General features: G+C 63.1%; 28 protein-coding genes. 16 read left to right on the top strand and 12 right to left on the bottom strand.

What is annotated here, in order from left to right; all coding sequences use genetic code 11:
• Positions 1-163 precede the first annotated feature (163 nt).
• Complete coding sequence (locus ABNU55_RS03790; RefSeq protein ID WP_290748118.1) at positions 164-748, top strand: rhomboid family intramembrane serine protease; 585 nt, start codon at positions 164-166, stop codon at positions 746-748.
• Here ABNU55_RS03790 and ABNU55_RS03785 read toward each other — a convergent pair.
• From ABNU55_RS03785 to ABNU55_RS03775, 3 genes are read right to left on the bottom strand one after another with little or no spacing between them, the layout of a single operon-like run.
• The gene (locus tag ABNU55_RS03785; protein ID WP_348764234.1) at positions 745-1,182 is read right to left on the bottom strand and encodes a DUF1178 family protein; all 438 of its coding nucleotides are present in this window, start codon (positions 1,180-1,182) and stop codon (positions 745-747) included. The two genes, ABNU55_RS03790 and ABNU55_RS03785, sit on opposite strands and share 4 nt — an antisense overlap.
• A gap of 11 nt (positions 1,183-1,193) precedes the next feature.
• A complete protein-coding gene (gene grxC, locus ABNU55_RS03780) occupies positions 1,194-1,454 on the bottom strand; it encodes a glutaredoxin 3 (RefSeq protein ID WP_290748124.1) in 261 nt (86 codons plus the stop codon).
• A 33-nt stretch (positions 1,455-1,487) separates the two neighbouring features.
• Positions 1,488-2,258 (bottom strand): ComF family protein, encoded by a 771-nt coding sequence (locus tag ABNU55_RS03775; RefSeq protein ID WP_290748127.1) that lies wholly within the window; start codon positions 2,256-2,258, stop codon positions 1,488-1,490.
• Between ABNU55_RS03775 and ABNU55_RS03770 the strand changes: the two genes are divergently transcribed.
• Complete coding sequence (locus ABNU55_RS03770) at positions 2,257-3,159, top strand: methyltransferase domain-containing protein (protein WP_290748130.1); 903 nt, start codon at positions 2,257-2,259, stop codon at positions 3,157-3,159. The two genes, ABNU55_RS03775 and ABNU55_RS03770, sit on opposite strands and share 2 nt — an antisense overlap.
• 145 nt (positions 3,160-3,304) lie before the next feature.
• Here ABNU55_RS03770 and ABNU55_RS03765 read toward each other — a convergent pair whose 3' ends face one another.
• From ABNU55_RS03765 to ABNU55_RS03750, 4 genes are all read right to left on the bottom strand, one after another.
• On the bottom strand, positions 3,305-3,982 hold the full coding sequence (locus ABNU55_RS03765; RefSeq protein WP_290748133.1) for a cell cycle transcriptional regulator TrcR: 678 nt from the start codon (positions 3,980-3,982) through the stop codon (positions 3,305-3,307).
• A gap of 151 nt (positions 3,983-4,133) precedes the next feature.
• Positions 4,134-4,859 carry a hypothetical protein gene (locus ABNU55_RS03760; protein WP_290748136.1) on the bottom strand — a complete coding sequence of 242 codons (726 nt, stop codon included), beginning with the start codon at positions 4,857-4,859 and terminating at the stop codon, positions 4,134-4,136.
• 146 nt (positions 4,860-5,005) lie between these two features.
• Entirely contained in the window at positions 5,006-5,905 is a 900-nt protein-coding gene (locus ABNU55_RS03755) for a PAS domain-containing protein (protein ID WP_290748140.1), read from the bottom strand.
• A 142-nt stretch (positions 5,906-6,047) separates the two neighbouring features.
• Positions 6,048-7,025: an NAD(P)H-quinone oxidoreductase gene (locus tag ABNU55_RS03750; protein WP_290748143.1), complete on the bottom strand. Its 978-nt coding sequence runs from the start codon at positions 7,023-7,025 to the stop codon at positions 6,048-6,050.
• Between the two features lie 115 nt (positions 7,026-7,140).
• Between ABNU55_RS03750 and ABNU55_RS03745 the strand changes: the two genes are divergently transcribed.
• Both ABNU55_RS03745 and ABNU55_RS03740 read left to right on the top strand, forming a co-directional pair.
• Positions 7,141-7,311 (top strand): DUF1192 domain-containing protein, encoded by a 171-nt coding sequence (locus tag ABNU55_RS03745; RefSeq protein ID WP_290748146.1) that lies wholly within the window; start codon positions 7,141-7,143, stop codon positions 7,309-7,311.
• Between the two features lie 116 nt (positions 7,312-7,427).
• Positions 7,428-7,973, top strand: a complete 546-nt coding sequence (locus tag ABNU55_RS03740) for a DUF1465 family protein (RefSeq protein WP_290748149.1) — start codon at positions 7,428-7,430, stop codon at positions 7,971-7,973.
• Here ABNU55_RS03740 and ABNU55_RS03735 read toward each other — a convergent pair.
• Positions 7,970-8,428 (bottom strand): helix-turn-helix domain-containing protein, encoded by a 459-nt coding sequence (locus ABNU55_RS03735; protein ID WP_290748151.1) that lies wholly within the window; start codon positions 8,426-8,428, stop codon positions 7,970-7,972. The genes ABNU55_RS03740 and ABNU55_RS03735 overlap by 4 nt on opposite strands.
• A gap of 113 nt (positions 8,429-8,541) precedes the next feature.
• Here ABNU55_RS03735 and ABNU55_RS03730 point away from each other — a divergent pair, with 113 nt between their 5' ends.
• Positions 8,542-9,045 carry a hypothetical protein gene (locus ABNU55_RS03730; RefSeq protein WP_290748154.1) on the top strand — a complete coding sequence of 168 codons (504 nt, stop codon included), beginning with the start codon at positions 8,542-8,544 and terminating at the stop codon, positions 9,043-9,045.
• A gap of 3 nt (positions 9,046-9,048) precedes the next feature.
• On the opposite strand, the gene ABNU55_RS03725 is transcribed toward ABNU55_RS03730, so the two are convergent.
• Complete coding sequence (locus ABNU55_RS03725; RefSeq protein ID WP_348764260.1) at positions 9,049-9,537, bottom strand: arsenate reductase ArsC; 489 nt, start codon at positions 9,535-9,537, stop codon at positions 9,049-9,051.
• A gap of 108 nt (positions 9,538-9,645) precedes the next feature.
• Here ABNU55_RS03725 and ABNU55_RS03720 point away from each other — a divergent pair, with 108 nt between their 5' ends.
• Positions 9,646-11,940: a prolyl oligopeptidase family serine peptidase gene (locus ABNU55_RS03720; RefSeq protein ID WP_290748157.1), complete on the top strand. Its 2,295-nt coding sequence runs from the start codon at positions 9,646-9,648 to the stop codon at positions 11,938-11,940.
• Between the two features lie 139 nt (positions 11,941-12,079).
• Positions 12,080-12,967: an SDR family oxidoreductase gene (locus tag ABNU55_RS03715; RefSeq protein ID WP_290748160.1), complete on the top strand. Its 888-nt coding sequence runs from the start codon at positions 12,080-12,082 to the stop codon at positions 12,965-12,967.
• Positions 12,968-12,973: 6 nt separating this feature from the next.
• Here ABNU55_RS03715 and ABNU55_RS03710 read toward each other — a convergent pair whose 3' ends face one another.
• Positions 12,974-13,276 (bottom strand): hypothetical protein, encoded by a 303-nt coding sequence (locus ABNU55_RS03710; protein WP_290748163.1) that lies wholly within the window; start codon positions 13,274-13,276, stop codon positions 12,974-12,976.
• Here ABNU55_RS03710 and ABNU55_RS03705 point away from each other — a divergent pair.
• From ABNU55_RS03705 to ABNU55_RS03695, 3 genes are all read left to right on the top strand, one after another.
• Positions 13,275-14,255 carry a DMT family transporter gene (locus tag ABNU55_RS03705; RefSeq protein ID WP_290748166.1) on the top strand — a complete coding sequence of 327 codons (981 nt, stop codon included), beginning with the start codon at positions 13,275-13,277 and terminating at the stop codon, positions 14,253-14,255. The genes ABNU55_RS03710 and ABNU55_RS03705 overlap by 2 nt on opposite strands.
• A gap of 94 nt (positions 14,256-14,349) precedes the next feature.
• The gene (locus ABNU55_RS03700; protein WP_290748169.1) at positions 14,350-15,117 is read left to right on the top strand and encodes a hypothetical protein; all 768 of its coding nucleotides are present in this window, start codon (positions 14,350-14,352) and stop codon (positions 15,115-15,117) included.
• 72 nt (positions 15,118-15,189) lie between these two features.
• Complete coding sequence (locus tag ABNU55_RS03695; protein WP_290748172.1) at positions 15,190-16,206, top strand: aldehyde reductase; 1,017 nt, start codon at positions 15,190-15,192, stop codon at positions 16,204-16,206.
• Between the two features lie 18 nt (positions 16,207-16,224).
• Here the strand turns inward: ABNU55_RS03695 and ABNU55_RS03690 are convergent, their stop codons facing one another.
• Both ABNU55_RS03690 and ABNU55_RS03685 read right to left on the bottom strand, forming a co-directional pair.
• Positions 16,225-16,770 carry a hypothetical protein gene (locus ABNU55_RS03690; RefSeq protein ID WP_290748175.1) on the bottom strand — a complete coding sequence of 182 codons (546 nt, stop codon included), beginning with the start codon at positions 16,768-16,770 and terminating at the stop codon, positions 16,225-16,227.
• A gap of 160 nt (positions 16,771-16,930) precedes the next feature.
• Positions 16,931-17,116 (bottom strand): DUF1674 domain-containing protein, encoded by a 186-nt coding sequence (locus ABNU55_RS03685; RefSeq protein WP_290748177.1) that lies wholly within the window; start codon positions 17,114-17,116, stop codon positions 16,931-16,933.
• A gap of 109 nt (positions 17,117-17,225) precedes the next feature.
• On the opposite strand from ABNU55_RS03685, the gene htpX reads away from it, so the two are divergent.
• From htpX to ABNU55_RS03655, 6 genes are all read left to right on the top strand, one after another.
• On the top strand, positions 17,226-18,134 hold the full coding sequence (htpX, locus tag ABNU55_RS03680) for a zinc metalloprotease HtpX (RefSeq protein ID WP_290748179.1): 909 nt from the start codon (positions 17,226-17,228) through the stop codon (positions 18,132-18,134).
• Positions 18,131-19,411: an RsmB/NOP family class I SAM-dependent RNA methyltransferase gene (locus tag ABNU55_RS03675; RefSeq protein ID WP_290748182.1), complete on the top strand. Its 1,281-nt coding sequence runs from the start codon at positions 18,131-18,133 to the stop codon at positions 19,409-19,411. Before htpX ends, ABNU55_RS03675 begins: the two co-directional genes overlap by 4 nt.
• Before the next feature lie 114 nt (positions 19,412-19,525).
• A complete protein-coding gene (locus ABNU55_RS03670) occupies positions 19,526-20,035 on the top strand; it encodes a glycine zipper 2TM domain-containing protein (RefSeq protein ID WP_290748185.1) in 510 nt (169 codons plus the stop codon).
• Between the two features lie 97 nt (positions 20,036-20,132).
• The gene (gene rpe, locus ABNU55_RS03665) at positions 20,133-20,801 is read left to right on the top strand and encodes a ribulose-phosphate 3-epimerase (protein WP_290748189.1); all 669 of its coding nucleotides are present in this window, start codon (positions 20,133-20,135) and stop codon (positions 20,799-20,801) included.
• Positions 20,802-20,829: 28 nt separating this feature from the next.
• A complete protein-coding gene (locus ABNU55_RS03660) occupies positions 20,830-22,551 on the top strand; it encodes a heparinase II/III family protein (protein WP_290748192.1) in 1,722 nt (573 codons plus the stop codon).
• Positions 22,548-24,428, top strand: a complete 1,881-nt coding sequence (locus tag ABNU55_RS03655; RefSeq protein WP_290748197.1) for a nucleoside-diphosphate sugar epimerase/dehydratase — start codon at positions 22,548-22,550, stop codon at positions 24,426-24,428. Before ABNU55_RS03660 ends, ABNU55_RS03655 begins: the two co-directional genes overlap by 4 nt.
• The last annotated feature ends 61 nt before the right edge of the window (positions 24,429-24,489 follow it).

Genomic DNA, 24,489 nt, shown 5'->3' with positions numbered 1-24,489 from the left:
GCTGCACGGGCAAACCGATGCTGCGTCTCGAAACAGCCGCAATTTCTGCTTTGGATTGCAATATATACGTATGACCAAATCGGCCTGAGGGTGGCGCCAATTGTCAAATTCAGCAAGTTCATCCAGAGGCGAGTTCGTTCTTTGGGCTGCGCCGGCCCTCGCTTTGCTGACGCTGGCTGTGTCGCTTGCCGTATCCTTCGTCGTCAACGGTACGGCCTTCAGCACCGTGCCGGTCAAGGATCTGGCGAAATGGGGCGGCCTTCGGCTCAGCACCTTTGACATCAACGATAGCTGGCGTGTCCTGACCGCGCAGCTTGTTCATGTGCGCTGGCCTCATATGCTTTTCAACGTGGTGTGCCTGGCGGCGGTGAGCAGTCTTGTCGAGCGGCGCATCGGCGCGGCGGGAACGTTGCTCATCTGGGTCCTTATCGGAGGCGCAGCGACTGCAGTCAGCCCTGTATTCGTAAAGCCACCCTATGATGTCGGGACAGGCGCATCCCAAGCTGTTCTCGCCTTTGCCGGCTACGCAATTGTCATGAGGGTTCGCGGTGGGCTGAAAGGCGGTCGCAACGATATCGTTATCGCGCTCAGCGTTCTTCCTGCTCTTGCGCTTGATATGGTGTTTGCTGGTTATCCCAAGATCGGCCACATCACAGCGCTCTTCGGCGGCATTGCGGCCGGATTTCTGTTTTTCCCTGGCCGGCGTGCTCAAGCTCTCAAGCGCGGGAAAGACTGTCCTGAGGCCTAGTTCAGCTTTGTCTTGTCTGAACTCTTCGGCGGAACGAAAGCGGGCGGCAGCGGGGCAGCTGGCACGCCTTCCTCTTTCAGGCTTTCGCGCTCGTCGGCCGTCGTTTCGCCCCAGATCGGCCGGTGGTCGCGTTCGCCATAATACATGGATCGCGCTTCCTCAGCGAAACCGTCGCCGACATAGTCATAGTTTTCCGCGATGTGCTGGCGCGCTTGCGCGGCGAGTTTGCCAAACACCTTCTCGGGGTCGCTGGCTCCCGAACGCTCGGACGGGCGCACCGAGGGGGCCATGACCTGTTTGCGGATGTCATGGCCGCCGCAATTGGGGCATTCGACCTGGCCCGCCTCCACCTGCGTCTCGAAGACAGAAGAAGAGCCGAACCAGGCTTCAAAGCCGGTTTCGCAATCCCTGCATTCAAGCGCGTAGCGGATCATGGTCGCTGCCTTCAGGCCGCCGCGAGCTTGGCGTCGAGCTTGCCGGACCGTTCCAGCGCCATCAGTTCGTCGCAGCCGCCAACATGTTCTTCGCCAATGAAGATCTGCGGGAAGGTCCGCCCGCCATTGGCGCGCTGGATCATTTCCTGCTTCTTGTCGGGGTCCATACCGGCGTCGATTTCTTCAAAGTCGGCGCCTTTTTCATTCAGAAGGGCCACAGCGCGCGTGCAGAAGGGGCAGAAGGCGCGCGTATAGATCGTCACAGCAGACATTGGGGCGTCCTCTCTATAATCAGGGTACACCGCTTATATGGTCACATCCGAAGGCCTGACAACGCGTGCGAGCACCACGACCCCGATATGGGCGGCGCCTGCTCGCCTGAGGGCAAGGCTGCAGGCCGAAAGCGTTGCCCCCGTGGTGAACACGTCGTCGACCAGAAGAATGCGGGCGCCTTCGATGCGGGCGCGGGCGCCATCACGCACGGCGAAGGCGGCGCGGACATTGCGCCAGCGCTCGCGCGCCGAAAGACCACCCTGCGAGGGGGTCGGTTTGCGCCGCACCAGCGTGTCGATGCTGGCAGGAATGCCCGACTTGCGTGCCAGCCCCTGGGCCAGCCAGCCCGACTGGTTGAAGCCGCGTTTGACGAGACGGCGATAGTGAAGTGGCACCGGCACAATGAGGTCAGCCTCCTCCAGAAGGTCGCCCGCGGCCTGCGTCATCCAGCTGGCGAAGGTGGTGAGACCATCGCGTCGGCCGGCATGTTTGAGGTCGAGGACGAGCTTGCGCGAGGTATCATCATAGGCGAGCGCGGCGCGGGCGGCATCCCAGCGCGGCGGTTTGGCGGCGCACTTGCCGCAGAGGCTTTCTTCGCCAAGGTCGGTGTCCAGCGGCAGGGCGCATTGCCGGCAGCCGCTGTCGCCAAGGAAGCTGAGCCGGGCAAAGTCCTCGGGCGCGATCAGGCCGATGCCGCCATGGTGACGGCCTGAAACGAGGGATCGCGAGGGCCATATAAAATGCGCCGCCGAGCGCAGCCCGCCCTTTGCCCTTCGCTGCACAAGGTGCATATCGAGGCCCATGTCACCTGCTCCCCCCAAGCTCTTCGACCGCCAGCTGCATCGCCTCAATCGCGACCGGGCGGCCAGCGCCTATTCCGACTATGCGTTTCTGAAGCAAAGAGAGTCCAGCCATCTCATCGAACGTCTTGAAGATGTGACGCGCCGCTTTGAGCGGGCGCTGGATCTGGGGGCGCATGACGGGACGATGGCGAAGCTGCTGATGGCCCATCCGCAGGTGGAGACGGTCGAGGCGGGCGAGCTGTCGCCACGCTTGCGTGAGGTCTCCGGCATTGAGATGCGCGAGATCGATGAAGAGTCCGCCGATGTCGACCCGGCGAGTTATGACCTTGTAACCTCGGTGCTTTCTCTTCACTGGGTGAACGACCTGCCCGGCACGCTGATCCAGATCCGCCGCGCGCTGAAGCCGGATGGGCTGTTCCTCGGCTGCCTCTTCGGGGCGGGGACGCTGACAGAGCTGCGGACCGCTTTCCTGGAGGCGGAATCGGAGTTGACGGGCGGGGCGGCGGCGCGTGTGTCGCCTCTGCCGGGGCTTCAGGACATGGCGGGGCTGATGCAGCGGGCGGGATTTACCTTGCCCGTGGTGGATGTGGAGCCCGTGACCGTTCGCTATGACGACCCTTTTGCCTTGATGCGGGACCTCAAGGGGATGGGCGAGCAGGCCGCTTTCGCGGCGAGTGAAAAAAGCCCAAGACGCCCGCTGTCACGGCGTATCCTGGCGCGCATGGCCGAGATCTATAAAGAGCGGTTCGCTGATCCGGACGGGCGGCTGCGGGCGACGTTCAATGTCGTCTGGCTGTCAGGCTGGGCGCCCGATGAGAGCCAGCCTAAACCCCTGCGGCCGGGGAGCGCGCGCCATTCCATGGCGGACGCAGTCCGAAAATCCGGTCGGAAAGAAGACTGAGTTTCCGCGCTTTTTCACGGTGCATGGATGGTGCACCCATGGTGCATGGGCGGTGTTTTCACGGTGCGCGTAAAAAAGGCCCTATCCTTCGGCTTCGCTCAGGATAAGGGCCTTTGAACGGCGCTAAAAAGAAGTACCGGCGCGGCTAGCGCTTGAAGTTGGAGAAGATGTCGTCGGCGTTTGGCTCATCGCCGTCCCGGGAATCGGGATCCACGGCCTGGCTGGCGGCGTCGGTGTCCTCAGCCGGCTTGAGACCGGGGCCGTCGCCTTCCGCAGCGGCCTGGGCGTCCATCTTGCGGCGCTTGTCGACCGCCTTGTTGACGACTTCGTCAAGCTCGATCTGGGAGCAGAGGCCGAGCGTTACCGGATCGACCGGCTTGATGTTCGGCGAGTTCCAGTGGGTCTTGTCGCGCACATTTGTGATCGTCGCCTTGGTCGTGCCGATCAGCTTGGAGATCTGCGCGTCGGAGACTTCCGGGTGGTTGCGGATGAACCAGGCAATGGCGTCGGGCTTGTCCTGACGGCGGGCGACCGGCGTGTAGCGCGCGCCCTTGCGCTTGGGCTGCGGGATATGCGCGATCTTGGATTCGGCCTTCTTCAGGCGATAGGTATTGTCTTCCTCGCCCTTGCGGATTTCCTCACGCGTCAGCTCGCCGCCGGAGATGGGATCGACGCCGCGCATATTCTCGGCGACATCGCCATCGGCAATGCCTTTGACCTCAAGCTTGTGAAGACCGCAGAATTCAGCGACCTGCTCAAAGGAGAGGGTGGTGTTGTCGATCAGCCAGACGGCGGTTGCCTTGGGCATCAGAATATCGGCCATGTTCGGCTCCATCATGCTGGTCCCAGAAACGCAGCCGCCCGGCCTTTCGGGCCGGGCGGTCAGGGTTCCAGAACGGGAAAATTCCTAACGCCGGAGAATATAGGCGAGAGCCAGCGATTTGGGAAGGCGGGCGTTGTAGTGGGGCCCGCTCTCAGAAATTAAGCCGGTGATCGGCGTCTTTCAGGAGGACCCAGTCGGCATGGTTGCGCAGCGGCAGGATGTGGTTTTCGAGGTTGGGGAGGTTGATCTTCTCCCAGACCTCTGTGCGGGCAAAGTCGCGTGCTTCGGTCTCGCTCATGCCGCGAAAGCGCTGGTAGAAGCTCGCCGGGTCATGCTCCGCCGCGTGCCAGAAACCCATGAAGCGCTCCAGGAACCAGGCTTCGATATGCTCTGTCTCCGCATCGAGATAGATGAGGAGGTCAGGCTCCCCGGCGCGGCGGTCCCCGGCTGAGGGCGGTTCAAAGCCGAGCCCTTCGAGGATCAATATGTCCGGCGGGCTGATCGTGCGCGCAAGAGCCGGGTCGATGTCATAGGTTTCGTGGCTGTGGGCCGGAAAGACGGCGGGCAGGACGCGTACACGGGCAATTGCTTCGGCCATGGCGTCATTGTCATAGGATTCCGGAAACCCCTTGCGCATCATCAGGCCCCGCTCTTCCAGAACGGCATTGGGATGAAGGAAGCCATCCGTCGAGATAGTCTCGACCGCGACACGGCGCGAGAGGATCTCAACGAGCGAGGCGGTCAGCGTCGACTTCCCGCAGGCGACAGAGCCTGTCAGGGCAACAATGAGCGGGCAATTGTCATTGATCTCGCCATGCAGGCGGTCTGCGAGGCGGGCGACGCCTTCGCTGTCAGGGGGGCTGGCCGGCCCGGTCAAGATGGCCGGCACCTGCGAGCGGGCGCGGCGGAGAGCCTGCCGGGCGCTCGTGGATGTGGCGATGTCTTTTGCATGGTTGCTCCCCCTAAGGGTGCTTTATACAGGTGACGTAAGGGGCCAGAAAGGCTCTTCCGCGTGAGAATGTCTCAGGCGTCAGCCCGTCGCCCGGCCGATTTGATGGTCTCAAGCAGGACAGAGTCCCGGAAGGGCTTTGAGACGACCGGACAGGTCAGAAGACGTTCCGGGAGACCCTCAAGCTCTTCATAACCGGTGCAGAAGACCACCGGCACGCCCTCGGAAACAAGGCGCTCGGCAAGCGCGTAGGATTTCTCGCCCCCGAGATTGGTATCGAGCAGGGCGAGGTCCGGCAGGCCGGCTTCTAGCTCCCGTTCGGCGCCGCCGATGGTCATGCAGGGGCCAATCACGTCCATGCCCGCATCTGTGAGACGCATCTCCAGATCGAGCGCGGTCATCGGCTCATCCTCAAGCACCAGAATACGCTGCCTGCGCGGGACGCTGTCCTTTGGCGGAGCGCTCAGCGCATCCGGATTGGCGGTCTCCTGAAGCATTGCGCCAGGAACAGCCTGAAAGGCGCCGAGCAGGCCCTCTGCGGCCCAGTCTGCGGCCAGAGGCTCGTCCTCATCAAGCTCCCCCATCTGATCGGTCACATCGAGATTGGTGCCGAACCAGAACCGGACCTGGCCATATTCATCGCGCAATGGCTGGGCCTCGGACAGGAACCAGCGATAGGTGCCGTCGCGGCCGCGAAGGGGGAACAGGTCTTCCCATGGGGTGCCGGCGGCGAAAGAGGATTTGAGGCGTTTCACGACACGTTCGACATGATCGGGATGGTGGACCGATTGCCAGCCCCAGCCATGCATATCGTCCATGCTTGTGCCGGTATAATCGTACCAGCGCTTGTTGTACCAGTAGATCGACCCCTCGCCATCCGCGATCCAGGCAAGCCGGGGCATACGGTCCGCCTTCTGCCGGAAGTCGGTTTCGAGGTGGGAGAGGGTTTCCCTGTTATGATCCAACTGTGCCATGAGAGGCTCCGGTCGCAACGGGCAGGTGAATGTCTTGGCCCAGCAACGCGCTTACTATCGCACACTTATGGCGTGTGTGATAGGCGTATTCACCAGTCTGGCGGACATTTAATAAAAATCTGAGGCTTTGAGCCTGGGCGGATCAGCCGATCTCGAGCAGGAGTTTGCCGATATGTCCACCGTCGGCCATGTCGGCCTGGGCGGTCTCAGCCTCGCTGACCGGATAGACCTTTTCGATAACGGGCTTTATCTCGCCGCTCGCGACTTTCGGCCAGAACTTTTCCTCGATGGCGGCGCGGATCTCTGCCTTTTCCTCGACAGGGCGCGCGCGCAGCGTTGTGCCTGTCAGGATCAGCCGTTTGACCATGAGATAGATGAGGTCGAGCTCCACCTTGGAGCCGTTGAGATAGGCGATGTTGCAGATGCGGCCATTCACGCGGGCCGCGGAGATGTTCTTCTGGACATAGTCGCCGCCGACCATGTCGAGGATGACATCGGCGCCGCCTTCATCCTTGACGATTTTCTCAAATGCCTCGGTCTTGTAATTGATCGCCCGTGTGGCGCCAAAGCCTTCGGCCGCCTTGCATTTTTCATCCGAGCCGGCTGTTGCCCAGATTTTAGAGGCCCCGGCTGCCTTTACCATCTGCAGCGCCATGGAGCCGATACCGGAGGTCCCGCCATGGACAAGCACGGTTTCGCCTTCCTTGAAGGCGGAGCGCATGAAGATATTGGCGTAGACCGTCATCATGGCTTCGGGCAGGGCGGCGGCCTCGGTGAGGGAGAGGTTTTCCGGGACCGGCAGGAGCGAGCCTTCATCGACGGCGCAGAATTCGGCATAGCCACCGCCTGCCAGAAGGGCGCAGACGCGGTCGCCTTCCGACCATTTGGTGACTTTCTCGCCAACCGCCTCGATCACGCCGGCGCATTCAAGACCCATAATCTCCGACGCGCCCGGCGGGGGCGGGTATTTGCCAGCGCGCTGGACCAGGTCGGCACGGTTGAGACCGGCGGCCGCCACCTTGACAAGAACTTCGTGCGGGCCGGGCTTCGGCCGCTCGACATCTGCCAGTTTCAGCGGCTCGCCTTCGGTGGCAACGATCGCCTTCATTGTGTCGGCCATGGGGGTCCTTCCCTTTGTTAAATTCGCGGGTGCGGCCGGATTTGCGCTTGATCTCGCCGCCTGCTTGTCCTTGCCTTGGGCGCTGAACACGTAAGCGCGCAAGGAGGCTCTATCAATGTTTGACGAAGAGGTGCCCCGTCCAGCCAAGGTGGACCTGGAGAGACTGTCGGTTGATGAACTCAAGGCGCGAATCGAAGCGCTGAAAGCGGATATCGCGGCCTGTGAGGCGGAGATAGAAAAGAAGGAAGCTCACAAATCGGCGGCCGACGATATATTCAAAAGTTGAAATTTGCGCAGATTTACCGGGCAAGGCATGCGGTGTCTAAAGACCGCTTTAACCGGTTGGCCCATAAGCTTGCGGTGTTGTGCCGTTTCGCGGCGGGGAAGTTTCGAGGGGTGCCCATGGCGGCCATTTCCAGTCAACAGGCAGACACCGGAGATCTGCCGGACTTTGCCGGCAGCCGCGTCTTCGACAAGGTGTTCGCAGAGGGTATGGCGCTGGTCGAGAAGACGGCGACCTATCTCGATGGGCCCGGGCGGGACATGTCGCGCAAGCTGCCGCGTGAAGCAGGCCTGACCTATGCCGCCTGGAGCATGGAGCTGACCGCACGCCTGATGCAGGCGGCAAGCTGGCTGGTCATGCAGCGCGCCGTGCGCGATGGCGACATGACACGTGAGGAAGCCCTGTCGAAGCGGTACAGGATCAGCCGTGACGGACCGCCGCTCGATGCCTCGCGCCAGCGCGGCAGCGGCCTGCCTGACAATTTTCTCGATCTGGTTGAAGATTCAGAAGCGCTCTACAGCCGCATCTGCCGGCTGGACGCAGCCATCTATCTTGAAGGCAAGCCGGTGAATGACGGGCCGGTCAACCGGCAGCTGGAAGAGCTCAAGGCGGCGGCCAAGCAGGGGGCGTTCGACCCGCTGCGGATCTGGGGGCGCGTGCGCTAGCGCCGGATCACGACCCTGAGATCGTCGACGGGGACTTCCCGTCCCTTGTTCGATACAAAGGCAAGGCGGACCGCGTCGCGGCTTTCGGCATCGGTAAAGCTGATCGGGGGCTGGCCGCCCGCGCCAAGCCAGGCGTCGCCCCATTGGGTGAGCCCGATCAAAACCGGCCGCAGGGCCTCACCCTGATCGGTCAGGACATATTCGGACCGGGCGCGGCGGCCCTTCAGCTTGTAAGGCTTCTTCTCCAGCAGGCCCGCATCGACGAGATCGTTGAGGCGGCTGGAAAGGACGGTGCGCGGAGTGCCAAGCTCCTGCTGGAAATCATCGAACCGGCGCACACCGTAAAGCGCCGAACGCAGGATGAGCAGCGTCCAGCGGTCACCGATAAGCTCTATCGCGCGAGCGAGATTGCACTGCGAGGGCGGAACCGGCGATTTTCGCGACAATGGGATCATGACGGCAAAAGCCTGCATGAGTTCGCAAGACAAATCCAGCCTCAAATACGCGCCGAATACGCCTTGGCGATTGGCGCTGGAAGTGAGCGCGCGAAATGCCTAGACCGTAGGATATGGTGCACCCGCTTTCCCGTGAGCTGGCCGATACGGCGAAGTTTACCTCCACCCATGCGATCCTCGTCTCCGAGACAGAGACATCGCTGCCCTGGCTGGTCACGGGCATGGTGCTGATGGTGCAGCAGGCCTGCGTCATGGCGCTGTCGGAAGCGGGCGCCGAGCTGCCGGCCATGCCGGGGCCGGGCGAACTGGTGGCGCGGGTGGCGGACCCGGCCTGTCTGGCCCAGCCTTTCACAGCGCCGCTGCGGGCCGATGACCACCGCGCCATCGAACGTGTGGTGGCGGCGCGCAATGATGTGATGCATCCCCGGCCCAGGGGGCTCAACCTCGATGCGCGGGCCCTGCCGGGCGGGATCGTGGTCTGCAGCCGTCTGGTGCGGCATCTGGCGATCACCCAGCCGGTGCGCCCCTCCATGGTGGACGGGCATGATGCGGCGGTGCTCGGCGATGCGCTGAGCCTGATCGAGACCTCCGCCGATTTCTGGGCGAGTGTCTTCTGAGCGCTAGCGGCGGGTGTGGATCGCCTGAAGCTCGGCTTTCAGCTCCTCCGGGCTGAAGGCGTCGAAGTCGAGCGCGGCGAGGCGCTGGAGGCGTTTTTTCAGGCTGAAATAGGTGTCCTCGAAGGCGATGCGCTGGCGCGACATTTCCTCAACGTCCACCGGGTCCGCGAGGCCCCAGTGCACCTGGACGGGATGGCCCGGCCAGTAGGGGCAGGATTCGCCGGCGGCATTGTCGCAGACGGTGATGATGACATCCATCTTCGGCGCATCCTCAGCCGCAAAGACATCCCAGCTCTTTGAGCTGAGGCCGCTGGTGTCATGGCCCTTGGCCTCAAGCACCGAGAGCGCCAGGGGGTGGGGCTCACCGCGCGGCGAGGAGCCGGCGCTATAGCCCTTGAAGCCCGGCATGGCGGACACAAGTGCTTCGCCGATGATCGAGCGCGCGGAATTACCGGTGCAGAGGATCAGTATGTTGTGATTCTTCAGAGGAATGGCTGTTCTCCTGCGGGGCCGCGCACTGGAACGCCCCTGTATCCGGACAGATATTTCTGCTTAATCAAAGAGGAAACAATAATCCCGCCACCTTATCGGAGTTTCTGCATGAAAAAACCCCTGACAGCGATGGCCGCAATCGCCTTCATGGCCGCGTGCCAGTCGACACCGCCGGACCCCGAACCAGCTGAGGTGGCAGAGCCTGTAGAGACCCAACCTGCCGAGACAGACCCCATGACCGACGCCGAACCGACTGAGCCTGAAGCGACCGAAGCTGCCGAAAGCGAGGGGCCGGTCGATGACGAGCTGGCAGAGATGCAGACCTATCCGCAGGAAGAGGTGGCGGCCGGCGAAGACCCTTATATCTGGCTGGAAGAGGTCGAGGGCGAGGAGGCGCTGGACTGGGTGCGCGGGCAGAATGAGCGCACGCTGGGTGCGCTCCAGTCCGGTGACATGTATGAGCGCTATTATGAGGACGCGCTGGACGTGCTGCAGTCAGATGAGCGCATCCCCTATGGCGCGGTGCGCGATGGCTGGGTCTATAATTTCTGGCAGGATAGCGAGCATGTGCGCGGCATCTGGCGGCGCACGCCGCTGGAGAGCTATGCAACCGACAGCCCGGACTGGGAAACGCTGCTCGATATCGACGCGCTGGCCGAGGAAGAAGGCAAGAACTGGGTCTATAAGGGCGCAAACTGCTTCTCGCCGGACGGGACGGCGGACTGGTACTGCATGATCTCGCTGTCGGATGGCGGCAAGGATGCTGTCGTCCAGCGGGAGTTTTCCATCGCCACGAAAAGCTTTGTCGAGAACGGGTTCGTCACGCCGGAAGCCAAGCAGGAGCTGGCCTGGGTCGATCCGGAGACGGTGCTGATCGGCACGGACTGGGGCGAGGGCACGACAACCGAGTCCGGCTATCCCTTTATCATCAAGCGCTGGACGCGCGGTACGCCGCTCTCCGAGGCGGAGGAAGTCATTCGCGGCGATGCGAGCGATGTCGGCGTCTGGCCGATGGTGATCGAGACCGAGGATGGCCGCCGCCTGCAGGGCGCGGTTGAGGCCGACACCTTCTTTACCTCCACTTACTGGTGGCTGCCGGAGGGCGAAGCGGAGCCGGTCCAGTGGCCCATCCCGGCAAAATCCTCGCCGGAAGGTATCTATCAGGGCCATTTCATCGTTTCGCTGAAGCAGGACTGGTCGCCGCGCGGCGGTCAGAGCTTCCAGTCGGGCGATGTCGTGGCCTTCAACCTGAATTCCTTCCTGAAAAACCGTCAGCTGCCGCCTGTGTCGCTTGTCTTCCATCCCGATGGCAGCCAGGCGGTGAATGGCGTCGCGATTGCCAAGGGCGCGGCGCTTCTTTCCATCAATGAGAATGTGCGCGGCAAGGTGATGCTGATCGAGCCGGCCGATAATGGCTGGTCGACCACCGATCTCACCCTGCCCGGCACGTCGGGACAGGCGGGGATCGCCTTCGCCGACAAGGAGTCCGATACAGTCTTCCTCAATTATGAGGACTTCCTGACCCCGGATTCGCTGCTGCGCTATAATGCCAGTTCCGGCGAGATCACGCAGATCAAGAGCCTGCCGGAGAAGTTCGATGCTGAGGGGCTGACGGTCGAGCAGCATTTCGCGGTCTCCACCGATGGCACCGCGATCCCGTATTTCATCGTCTACAAGAAAGGCATCGAGCTCGACGGCACGACGCCGACGCTGCTCTACGGCTATGGCGGGTTCGAGATTTCGATGAACCCGTCCTATTCGGGCGTTCGCGGCCGGCTCTGGCTGGAAGAGGGCGGCGCCTATGTGCTGGCCAATATTCGCGGCGGCGGTGAGTTCGGCCCCGAATGGCACCAGGCGGGCCTCAAACAGAAGCGCCAGATCATCTATGATGACTTCATCGCGGTCGCAGAGAATGTCATCGCGCGCGGTGTCACTTCGCCGGAGCATCTTGGCATCATGGGCGGGTCGAATGGCGGGCTGCTCATGGGGGTGATGCTGACCCAGCGTCCCGACCTCTGGAATGCCGTAGTGATCCAGGTGCCGCTTCTGGACATGCTGCGCTATCACAAGCTGCTGGCAGGCGCGTCCTGGGTGGATGAGTATGGCAATCCCGATGTGCCGGAAGAGCGCGCCTTCCTGGAGACGATCTCGCCCTATCAGAACTTCGATCCGGATGCCGATTATCCAACGCCTTTCTTCGTGACGTCGACCAAGGATGACCGGGTGCATCCAGGACATGCCCGCAAGATGGCGCGCAAGTTCCAGGCCGCCGGCAAGCCGTTCTATTATTATGAGAATATTGATGGCGGCCATTCGGCAGCGGCGAACCAGCAGGAAGCGGCCCGCCGCACCGCGCTGGAGCATGTCTATCTGCACCGCAAGTTGTTTGGCGAGGCTGAATAGCGACCGGCAAGACGCAGGCTGAAATCAGGAGACCCCCGGGGCCGGAATGGCTGCCGGGGGTTTTCTTTACCCGACGCCAGTCTTGACTTGGAACGCCGCCGGGCGCCCCTTCCATGCAAACAGGAATGAGGAGGAAACCATGGGCGATCTAAGCGGAAAGACAGCGATCATCACGGGCGCGGCGAGCGGCATCGGCTATGCCGGTGTGGAGGTTTTCGTGGAGGCGGGGGCCAATGTGGTGGCCGGCGATATCCAGGATGAGAAGGGCCGCGCGCTGGAGACGCGGTTCGGCTCTGACCGGGTGCGCTATGTCCATTGCGATGTGACCAAGACCGCGGACCTTCAGAAGCTGTTCGACACCGCGCAGGACGCCTTTGGCGGGCTCGATATCCTCTGGAACAATGCCGGTCATGGCGGCACGCCGACCGGGGTCGAGGAGCTGGATGAGGACGGGTTCGACCAGACCGTGAGCCTGCTGCTCAAATCGGTCTTTGTCGGCACAAAGCTGGCGGTTCCGATGATGAAGGAGAAGGGCGGCTCCATCATCAACACGTCTTCGATCTCGGCGGTCTGTGCAGGCTATGCGCCGGTGACCTATTCGGTCTGCAAGAAGGGTGTGGCGCATTTTTCCAAACTCGCGGCGGCCGAGCTGTCGAAATACAAGATCCGCGTCAATGCGATCCTGCCCGGCTTTATCGCGACCTCGATCTTTGGCTCTTCGCTGGGCCTGTCGCGCGAGCAGGCCGACCAGATGGCCGCGCTGGTCGAGCAGCAGGGTGGACGGATGCAGCCTGCCGGGCGCACCGGCGTCGGCAAGGATATTGCCGAAATGGCGGCCTATCTCGCCTCGGAGAAGGCGGGCTTTATCACGGGCGGGGAATTCCTCGTCGATGGCGGCATGACCGTGGGTCCGCGCCATAGCTGGGACCAGACCGATGGCGGGCCGCTGCTGGATGCGCTGGGCATCAGTGTGGAGCAGGCCGAGGAAATGCGCCTTGCGATGCAGGCTGAGCAGGACAAGTCCTAGAACATGTCAGTTGCGGGCCGGCGGGCGTGCCTCGCCGGTCTCCGCAAGGCCGGGAATGCTCTCGACCGCTTCAAGCAATTCGTCGAGCGAGGCGGCCGAAGCAACCTTGCGGTCATGTTCATCAAACAGGGCAAAGCCGTTCCCGGTCTTGCGGAGCGGAAATTTGCGCCAGTGGGCCCGTGTACGATAGAGCCAGACTTCTTCCGGCTCTGCGCCAGCTGCAGACCAGCCCGACCAGACATGGTCAGCGGGCACACTGCGCCATAGCTTGTCGATGGCGTCGAGATCGGATTGGGAAAAAGTCTGCATGAGCCGTGAAATGGATGAAACCGCTGAAGAGGAGCCTAATGCAGGGGGCCTGTCAGGCAATGCCCTTGGCGCGGTTTTCATGCTGTTCTCGGCGCTGGGGTTCACCGCCTACACTGTGCTCTCCAAGACGCTGACCGAGGAGGTCCATCCGGTCTTCCTGGCCTTCTGGCGCGCCTTCTTTGCCTGTCTCCTGTCGGTACCGGTCATCCTGCGTGCCGGCCTGCACAAGATGCGGACCCGGCATCCGGGGCTTCTGCTCATGCGCTCACTGTTCGGCACGCTGGGCTTTACGCTGGCGATTGTCGCCCTTTCGGCGGACTTCAATCTCACCTTCTCCCAGTTCAATGCGATCAGTTTCTCGCGCTCGCTTTTCGTCACGGTGCTGGCGGCGATCTTCCTGCGCGAAGTGGTGGGCCTTCATCGCTGGGGCGCGGTTGTCATCGGCTTTTTTGGCGTACTCATCATGGTGGTACCGGGCGTTTTCATGTTCTGGGCCCCGGTCGCGCCCGGCGCGGGCTTCCATCTGGATACGGGCACGATCTGCGCGATCCTGAGCGCCTTCTTCCTCGCCTTTGCCATCGTCCTGGTGAAGACGCTGTCGGCTGAGCTTTCAGCCGTGGCGCTGCTGACCTATGCGAATGTGCTCTCCTCCATCCTGCTGCTGCCCTTCGCGATCTATTTCTGGTCCTGGCCATCGATGGAAACATGGGGCTGGATCTTCGTCATGGCGGGCGTCGGTTTCGTGGCGCAGTTCTGCTATATCTCCGCAGTCAGCATCGGGGACGCATCCTTCCTGTCACCGCTCGACTATCTGCGCCTGCCCATGGCGACGGCGGCCGATCTCATCATTGTCGGGATGCTGCCGGGCATGAATGTCTGGATCGGGGCAGGGATCATCATCGTTTCAGCGGTCTACATCACCTGGCGCGACCGCAAGAAAAAGGCCCAGAAGGTGACTGTCCTGCAGAAACGGGCCTAGCGGCAAGGTTGCCCCAAAAATGCCCTGATCGCGGTCTTGTGCCGCGCCGCGCCCTATGCTGGTTTCGGCCCACGAATCAAGCAGGGAGCCCGGCATGGACAAGTCACTCGATATCGGTTCTGTCATTGGCGAAACGTTCAATGTGATCGGCCGCAAATTCGTCGATCTTGCCCTTCTCGGCGTGGTGATCGTCGGTGTGCCGACGCTGCTGGTAACCTTCTTTTCCTCGCAGGCCATGGAACGCTCGATCGAGCAGGGCGCGCTCTCGCTCAATTTCTCATTCGGGCTTCTCCTCTCCAATATCCTCTATGCCTTCTTTCCCTTCGTCCTGCAGGCGGCCGTGGTGCATACCACGGTGACTTCGCTCAGCCGCGGACAAAGCGATTTCGGCTCGGCCATCGGCACAGCGCTCAGGGCGTTCCTGCCGCTTCTCATCGTGTCCATCCTGATGAGTATCGGTTTGGCCATCGGCTTTCTGCTTCTGATCATTCCGGGCCTGATCCTGCTGACCGTCTGGGCGGTTGTGGTGCCGTCTCTGGTGATCGACAAGGCGGGTATATTTGGCAGCTTCAGCCGCAGCGCGGACCTGACGCGCGGGTCGCGCTGGCGGATCTTCGGCCTCATCCTGATCGGCTATGTCGGCCTTTTCATTTTTACGGCCCTGTTCGGCTTATTCGCAGTTGGCGCGGGGGGCATGATGGCCGCAGGGGGCGGCCTGAACCTTACGAGCCTTCTCCTTGGCGCCGTGCTGGATACAGCCATCGCGATCATCGGCGCAGTGGCCGTGTCGGTGCTCTATGTGCACCTGCGTGAGCTGAAAGAGGGGACGCGCCTCGATACTGTCGGCGACGTCTTCTCCTAGCGCGGCCTTTCGATTTTCCTTGCCAAAGCGGGGCCTTCGCCCGACCTTCCTTGTCTGGACGGGGAGGGTGTCGTGGAAAAAATACTGGTGACAGGCGCGACGGGGTTCATTGCCTCGCATCTGATCCTGCAGCTTCTGGACAGAGGTTATGAGGTGCGCGGGACCGCGCGCTCAACCGAGAAGGCGGGACGGCTGAACGAGATATTGTCCGACTATGCCGGCAGGAAGGTGGAGATCGAGATCGTCGCCGCCGACCTTGGCAGCGATGAGGGCTGGGGCGAAGCGGTGAAGGGGGTGAGCTATGTTCATCATGTCGCCTCACCCTTTCCCGCGGAGACACCGAAATCTGCCGATGAACTGATCGTGCCGGCGCGCGACGGTGCCTTGCGCGTCCTCAAGGCGGCGAAGGCTGAAGGCGTGAAACGGGTTGTGCTGACCTCTTCCTTCGCGGCGATTTCCTATGGCTGGGGCGACCAGCGCCCGGATGTGCTGACCGAGGTCCACTGGTCGAAGCCGGACCGGCTGGACGACAACACCGCCTACACCCGGTCCAAGACAATCGCAGAGAAGGCGGCCTGGGATTATGTGACGGGCGAAGGGGCGGGGCTTGAGCTCTCCGTGATCAATCCGGTGGCCGTGTTCGGGCCGGTGATGAGCGAGGACGTCTCCTCATCGCTGCAGCTCATCAGCCAGCCGCTTCAGGGCAAGCTGCCGGCCTTTCCCAAGCTGAATTTCGGCGTGGTGGATGTGCGCGATGTGGCGCGCGCGCATATCGAGGCCATGGTGCGGCCCGAGGCCAATGGCGAGCGCTTTATCTGCGGCGGCGATCTTCTCTGGATGGAGGAGGTGGGAGACATCCTGCGCGAGGCGTTTCCGGACCGGAAGATCCCGAAGGGAACGCTGCCGAGCTGGCTGGTTCGCCTGTTCGCGCGGGTCAATCCGCCGCTGAAACAGATCCTGCCGGAGCTTGGCCGCAAACGCGCTTATTCCAATGAAAAGCTTAAAAGCGTGCTGGGCATCGAGCCGATACCGGCCGATGAAGCTGTGCGGGCGAGCGCCGAGAGCCTGATCAGGGTTGGCGCTGTCTAGGGGCGGTCTGCTGGCGGTCTAGTGGCCGCCGCATTTGCCGCATCCGCCGCCGCCACCGCCATGATGTTTTCCGCCGCCACCGCCGTGGAAACCGCCCCGGAAGGTGAGCGACGCGGCAGCCGAGGCAAAGGCGTTGGCTGAGGCGCTGGAACGGACATAGACATAGCCACCGCCCCCGCCGCCATAATATCCGCCGGTGACGCCGCTGCCGACGCCGCCATCAAAGCCGCTGGTGTCGATGCTGACGCTGCGCGGGGCCGGCGCGGGCCGGGGTGTGTATCTCACCTGGACCGGACGCGGCGCAGGCCTGCTGTAACAGCACGCTGCGGCGGAGACGCGCTCACGGACCGTGTGGGTCTCTACCGTCTGCGGCAGGGGCGGGCAGGACCAGGTGTCGGGGCCGACAAGATAGCAGCCGGGTTCAGGCGGAACCGGTTCGGCATGCGCCTGCAGCGGAGCGGGACCGCGATTGACCGGACGGTTGGCATAGCCATCTGCCAAAGCCGGAGCTGCCATCATGGCCGCGGCGGCAAGAAGGCCAATGACCTTGAAGTGTCCACGCATAGAATTCGCCTCCTCAGCGAAAGTCCGGTTTCGAGCATTGTGTCCCACAGAGGCGGGAGCCATCGCCCAGTAAAGGCGAGGGGGCGGCCGAATGCAAACGGCTTAACCGGCGAGGCGAAACGCGTTCGCGTACCACGTGCAGGGCCGGGCTGGTGCCGCGCTAGAAATCGTAGGTGATGCCCTTGCGTTCCCAGTCGCCGAATCGGGTCGGTTCGCGGTGTCTGGGCCCGCCGGTTTCCTTTGCGCGTTCGGCTTCGAGGGCTTCTTCGCGCCGGATCTGCTCCTGACGGCGTTCCTGCGCTTCGGCGAGGGCGCGCTGGGCTTCGGGGGGGAGGGGTTTTTCCATTAGAAAACTGTCATGCTTTGCGTGTTGCGCTTCTCAGCGGCGTTAACGCTTTCCATATACCTGCACGTAAAATATTAAACCGACTTCCCTCATCATCAAGGAGTGCCAGGTGGCGGGAACTTTGAAGACATTCGTATTGCTTGCCGCGATGACCGCGCTGTTCATGGCGATCGGCTATCTCGTGGGCGGTGTTGTCGGTATGGCGGTCGCGTTCGCCGTGGCGCTTCTGATGAATGTGTATTCCTGGTGGAATGCCGACAAGATCGTGCTGCGCATGCAGGGCGCGCGCGAAGTATCGCCGAATGAGCGCTCGCCCATACTGCGCACCTTTGCCAATGATACGCGCGCGCTGGCCTCTCATGCCGGCCTGCCAGCGCCGAGGATCTATGTCATCGATACCCCGCAGCCCAATGCCTTCGCCACGGGACGCAATCCGAAGAATGCTGCCGTCTGTGCCACGACCGGCCTGCTCAATACGCTGACGCGCGAGGAGGTGTCCGGCGTCATGGCGCATGAGCTGGCGCATGTCGCCCATCGGGATACGCTGACGATGACTGTTACCGCGACGCTGGCCGGTGCGATCGGTATGCTGGCCAATTTCGCGATCTTCTTTGGCGACCGCTCGCGCGGGGGGATACTGACCTCGCTTGCGATCATGATCTTCGCGCCGATGGCCGCCGGCCTGGTGCAGATGGCGATCAGCCGCTCGCGCGAATACGAAGCCGACCGGCGCGGCGCCGAGATCTGCGGTAACCCCTACTGGCTTGCCTCAGCGCTGGAAAAGATCGAGCGCGGGGCGCGCACCAATCTCAACCAGCGCGCCGAAGCCAATCCTGCCATGGCCCATGTCTACATCATGAACCCGCTCGCGGGCCGAAAGGGCGACAGCCTGTTTTCGACCCACCCCGCCACCGCCAACCGTGTCGAGGCGCTGCGCAAGCTTGCCGCCGAGATGAATGTTGCGCCGCCTGAAAGGCTCTATCCGGAAACGGTGACGGGCCGCGGGCCGTGGGGATGAGCGCAGCCCAGTCAAGACAAGCCGCCGCCGACCTCCTTATCGAAACGCTGGACAATCGCCGGACTCTCGATGAGGCGATGGACACGTCTGAGCTGTTCGGGGGTCTGACCGGTCCGGACCGCGGATTTGCCCGCGCCATGGCGAGCGCCGCGCTGCGCCAGCTGGGGCGGATCGACAAGGGGCTCGCGCCCTTCCTGAACCGGCCGATAGAGACCGCAACGCCGCCCGCGCGTGCCTTGTTGCGGGTCGGGGCGGCGCAGAGCTGGCTGATGGAGACACCGCCGCATGCGGTTGTCAGCGAGACGGTCAATGCAGCCAAGCAATGGGCGCGGGCGCGCTCTGCGGCCGGGTTTCTCAATGCCGTGCTGCGCAAGGTCGTCGCTGACCGCACCGCCTTCGATGCGGCGCCTGGGACGGCCGTCTGGCCCGACTGGCTGACGGTGGAGCTGATGACCTCGCTTGGCGTGGAGGGGGCAACGGCGCTGGCCGAGCTGCAGATGTCGGAACCTGACCTCGATCTGACCCCGCGCGACAAGGGATTTGCCGAAGAGCTGGGCAAGCGCCTAGGGGCAAAACCCGTCGGGCTGGGCAGCCTGCGCGTCGCATCCGGCGATGTGCCGGAGGTGGAAGGTTACCGGACCGGCGACTGGTGGGTGCAGGACGCCGCCGCCGCCATTCCGGCCGAGCTTTTGGATGTGAAACCGGGCGAGCGGGTCTTCGACCTCTGCGCCGCACCGGGCGGCAAGACGATGCAGCTGGCCGCCGCCGGGGCTGCGGTTGTGGCCGTCGACCGCTCAAAGGCCCGCCTCACGCGGGTCGAGGAAAACCTGGACCGCACGGGTCTTGCCGGCCGGGTGGAGATACTGGCCGAGAAGGCCGAAGACTGGACGCCGGATGCGCTGGCCGACGCCGTGCTGCTGGATGCGCCCTGTTCGGCGCTGGGCACGCTGCGCCGCCACCCGGAGGGCGCGTGGATCAAGTCACCCGATGAGATTGCCCGTTTCCCGCAAGTGCAGCTTCGTCTGCTGGAGGCCGCGGCGCGCCTGGTGAAGCCGGGCGGGCGGATCGTCTATTGCGTGTGCACGCCGCTCAAGCGTGAAGGGGCGGACGTGGTGACAAAGGCGCTCGCATCGACCGGGCTGGAGCGCCTGGCCATCAGCGCGGAAGAGGCCGGCCCGTTTGTGCATGGGCTCACAGCTGACGGGGATCTGCTCACCCTGCCGCATGGCGATTTCGCGCATGATGCCTTTTACATCGCGCGCCTTGTGAAACCCTGAGCGCGTCGCGGTCGCCTGGCGTGACCTGCCATAATATTGCCGCGCCCAGTTCATATACAGTTCAGGACGGTCAGTGGATTATATGGCCGTCTCAAGTTTTGAGGAGCTGGAAGCATGACTATTCACACCGCGACTGTCGCAAAGCCGAGCAAGGCCATGGCCGGCGCGTTCGCTGCCCTTACCCTTATCCTCGCAGGTTGTGCCAGCACCTATGGCGCCAACACGGTGAGCCCGAATGATGTCGGCTATGCCTCGCAGGTCGAGATGGGGACGATCACCGATGTGCGCGAAGTCACCATCCGTCCCGAGAATAACATGATCGGCGCCGCGACCGGCGCGGTCCTTGGCGGGCTTGCCGGGTCCGAGCTTGGCGGCGGCGACAAGGCCCGCACGGCCGGCGCGGTCGGCGGAGCGGTTCTGGGCGGCCTTGGCGGTAATGAGCTTGGCAAGGGGATGAATACCCGCCGCGGCTTTGCCTATACGGTCCGGCTGGACAATGGCCGGATGGTCGAAGTGACCCAGGGCGCCGATATCGCCATGTATCCCGGCCAGCGGGTGAATGTGACCTATGGCGGCGGCCGCACGACGGTCTCGCCCGCGCAGGGCGGCTATTCGCGTTACTAAAGACCGGGCCACATACCGGCCCCATGCCTGCTTAAATCGATGATAGCCAGCCGCCGTGAGCCTTGTGCTCGCGGCGGTTTGGTTCTACCCAGCCTGCATGTCAAACGTCCTCATTTCCCCGTCCATTCTTTCTGCTGATTTCGCCTGTCTTGGCGATGAAATCAGGGCCATCGACGCGGCCGGCGCCGACATGATCCATGTCGATGTGATGGACGGGCATTTCGTCCCGAACCTGACATTCGGCCCCCCGGTGATCAAGAAGCTACGCCCGCACTCTGACAAGCCGTTTGACGTGCACCTGATGATCGCGCCGGTCGATCCTTTCATTGAGGACTTCGCAGAGGCCGGCGCCGACATCCTTACGGTCCACCCGGAAGCCGGGCCGCATATTCACCGCACCCTGCAGGCGATCCGCAAGGCGGGCATGAAGCCCGGCGTCGCGATTAATCCGGGTACGCCCCATGAAATCGTCGATCCGATCATCGATGATGTTGACATGATCCTTGTAATGTCGGTGAATCCCGGGTTCGGGGGACAAAGCTTTATCGAAAGCCAGCTGCGCAAGATCGAGGCATTCCGCAAAAAGATCGACGCGTCTGGCCGTGACATCATCCTGGAGGTGGATGGAGGGCTTAATCCGGAAACGGCGCCGCGAGCCATCGAGGCGGGGGTGACAGCGATCGTGGCAGGATCTGCTGTGTTCAAGGGGGGCGTGAATGCTTATGCCGGCAATATCGCTGCGCTTCGGGGAGAGGCAGCCAGCTAGAGCAAGAGACACCAGGCGAGTTTTTCCAGTGGAGTACGCCAAATCGACGCCGCCCCCACGCCGCACCCCTGAGGAGGATGCGGAGCTCTGGTCCCGTCTGGCAGGCATCAGCGGCGAGGACGCCGCCGCCAGCCCTGTGCACCGTCTGAAAATTGCCGGCGCGACCCCCTCGGGGTTCTCCTTCTATCCCGACCCCATTGCCCCGCCCGACACGATGCGCGGGGAGAGCCTGATGAAGGATATCTGGCGCATCGGGGCCGACAAGATCGAGATGAATGAGGGCCTGCCGCCCTGGACCGCGCCGCTGCCGTCCCGCCATTTTGCCGACCGGGTTCATCGCTTCGACTGGCTGGCCGACGTGTTCGCGCAGGGCGAGGAGGGCGCGGAGAGAGCCTGCTACCTTGTCGATGACTGGATTGCGAATTTCGGCCGGTTCAACGGATTCGCCTGGCGGGTCGGCTGTACGGCGGACCGGCTCTGGAACTGGATGGTGTGCGGCGGAAAGCTGTTCACACTGGGCGAGCAGGCCGAGATCGACCAGCGGCTGGAATCGCTCGCGCGCCAGCTTCGCCATGTCGAGACGCTGCAGAATGACTGCGCCGACTTCATCGCCCGCTGGCGGATCGCCTGTGTCATGCTGCTGGACACGCTCTGCCTGCGCGATGGCGAAGGATATGAAGAGGCGCTGGAGCATCTGGAGAATGAGTGCACCGCGCAGATCATGCCGGATGGCGGGCATGTCACCCGGGCACCAGCGCGCGGACTGCGGGCCATGCTGGACCTTTGCATCCTGGCCGATGCGGTGGAGACATCCGGCCGCGAGGTGCCGGGTTTTGTGCGCAAGTGGATCGACCGGCTGGGCGGCATGGTCGCCTTTTTCCGCAGCGGGGATGGCGCCCTGCCGCCCTTCAATGATGGCGATGAAAGCCTGCCGCAGATTGTCGATGCGGCGCTGGCGCGGATGCAGAGCCGCCCGCGCGGTTTCATGGTTGCGCCGAAATCGGGCTTCCACAAGGTTGTGAAGGGGACGGCCTGTCTCATTCTCGATGCGGGCGAGGCCCCCGAACAGCCCTTTGGCGACGGCGCGCATGCCGGTGCGCTGAGCTTTGAGTTCCAGGACGGCGAATCGCGTCTGGTGACGGACTGCGGGTTCAGCCCGGAAGCCGATATCGACTGGCGCGCGGCAGTGCGGCGCACAGGCGCACACTCAACGCTGGTTCTGGCGGGCGAGGACTCAGCGCCTTTCAGGCGCAATGAGGAAACGGGGCTCACCTATCCTGAAGGCCCGGAAGGCATTTTTGCCAAGCGGCTGGAAGAGAATGACGAAATCTGGCTGGATTCCCAGCATGGCGGCTACAAACGCCTGCATGGCCTGCTCCACAGGCGCCGCCTGTTCATGTCGTCCGACGGCCTGCGCCTGACCGGGGAGGACTCGCTCGCCCGGCCCGTTTCGCAGGGGGCGATCAAGGCAGAGAAGCCGATTCCCTTCGCCGTCCGGTTTCATCTTCATCCGACCGTGCGCGCGACAATGCAGGACCATTTCATCCAGCTGCAGACAGAATGCGGCGACATCTGGCGGTTCAAGACAAGCCATATGGGTGCCAAGCTGGAAAAAACCGTGTATCTTGGGCGCGGTGTGGTTGAAAAAAGCAAGCAGATCGTTCTTAGCGGTAAGGCGGACCTCGATAGTGACGGGTCTGCGCCGCCGAACTGCCTGCGATGGGCTTTCTTGAAGGAAACTGACGCGTGACGCCTCGTGATGAAGCCCGCCGTGCGATGGCGATTACGCTCGGTTTCGACACCGCGGCGGCCGGTCTCGCCATGGTGTTCGGGCTGACCGTCCGGTGGCTGATGACGGACGGGGCGCCGCTGGATGCCTTCTATACGGCGATTGTGGCAAGCGCCATGTTTGCCGGGGCGGCCTTCCTTTCCTTCTATTCGCTTGGGGTGCACAGACAGGTCTGGCGCCATTCCGGCTGGAGCGATGCGGTCAGGATCCTGCAGGCCGCCGGTCTTGCGACGCTCATTTTCCTGCCAGCGCTTTTCCTCTGGAACAGGCTGGTCGGTATTCCGCGCTCGGCCATCGCCACGGCCGTGATCGTCTGGCTGGCCGTGATCTTTGCCGGGCGCATGGTCGCGCTGGCTCGCTCGACCCAGCGCCCGCTGCAGATCTTCTTTGCCCGCGCGCGCCCAGACGCGCCGATGGTGCTGCTGATTGCGCAGCCGGAAGAGGCCGCGCGCATTGTCTCCGCCATGGGCAAGGATGGCGAAGGGCCGAAGGTGCGTATTCTGGGGCTGCTGGAGCCGGAAGGTGCGCAGTTTGGCCGCAAGGTTCGCGGTATTCCGGTGATGGGCGGACTGGAAGACCTCGGCAAGGTGCTGGACCTGCTGGCGCTTCGCTATGAGAAGACGCCGCTTGTGGCGGTCGCCGGCATTGCCCGTGAACGCCACAATATGACGACGATCCTGGAAGCGGCGGCAAGCCGCAAGACAGAGGTCATGACGCTCACCGCCGCCAATGATGACGGCGCGGCGATGCTGCCCGTGCGCCCGGCCGACCTTCTGCGCCGCCGCGAACGTGTGCTGGACCCGGCGCCGGTTATCAATCTGCTGGAGGATACGCGCGTCTTCGTCACGGGCGGCGGCGGCACGATCGGCTCGGAACTCGCGCGCCAGTGCGCGGGCATGAATCCGCATTCGCTGACGCTGTTCGATTCGTCCGAATACAATCTCTATGAGGCTGATCTTGCCCTGCGCGAGCAGTTTCCCAACCTCGCCATCCATTCCGAGCTTGGCGATGTGCGCGACGAGGCGCGGGTCAAGCGCGCCATTGAGCAGGCCCAGCCCGACATCATCATCCACGCGGCCGCGCTGAAGCACGTGCCGCTGATGGAGCATAATGTCTGTGAAGCGATCCTGACCAATGTCGGTGGGGCGCTGATCACCGCACGCGCCGCGCAGCTGTCGGATGCACAGAAATTCGTCTTCGTGTCGACGGACAAGGCGGTTCACCCTGACAATGTGATGGGCGCGACCAAGCGGCTTGCCGAGCTGACCGTCGCGCGGCAGGCCCGGGCCTCGAATTTCTCGGTCTCCATGGTTCGGTTCGGCAATGTGCTTGGTTCTTCAGGCTCCGTGGTGCCGCTTTTCGAGCGCCAGATCGCCAAGGGTGGCCCGGTCACGCTGACCCATCCGGAGGTGACGCGCTATTTCATGACGCTGGAGGAAGCCTCCGCGCTTGTGCTGCAGTCAGCGACGCATAATGGCTCTCCCGGCAGTGCCTCGCTCTATGTGCTCGACATGGGTGAACCGGTGCTGATCAAGGCACTGGCCGAGGCGATGATCCGGCTGAAGGGGCTGGTGCCGGGGCGCGATATCGAGATCCGCACGACGGGGCTGCGGCCCGGTGAGAAGATGCATGAGAAGCTCACCTATAATCATGAGAAGGTGCATTCCATCGGCATTGAAGGGATCTACAAGGTCGCCTCCGAGCAGATCGTGGCCAATGATTTCGATGAGAAGCTGGATCAGCTGCTGGATCATGCCCGCCATCGCCGCCGCGAGGAGGCCATCAACCTGCTGTCGGAGCTGGTGCCGGAATACAGGCCGCGCCGGGCGGCAGAGTAAACTCCCAGCGGTGAGTTGACCTTGCGGGGAAGAGTGTTACCCACAGCCGCAATGTCCCCAG

The sequence above is a fragment of the uncultured Henriciella sp. genome, assembly GCF_964005855.1.
Taxonomy (GTDB): domain Bacteria; phylum Pseudomonadota; class Alphaproteobacteria; order Caulobacterales; family Hyphomonadaceae; genus Henriciella.
This window is presented reverse-complemented; position numbering and strand designations above follow the sequence as displayed.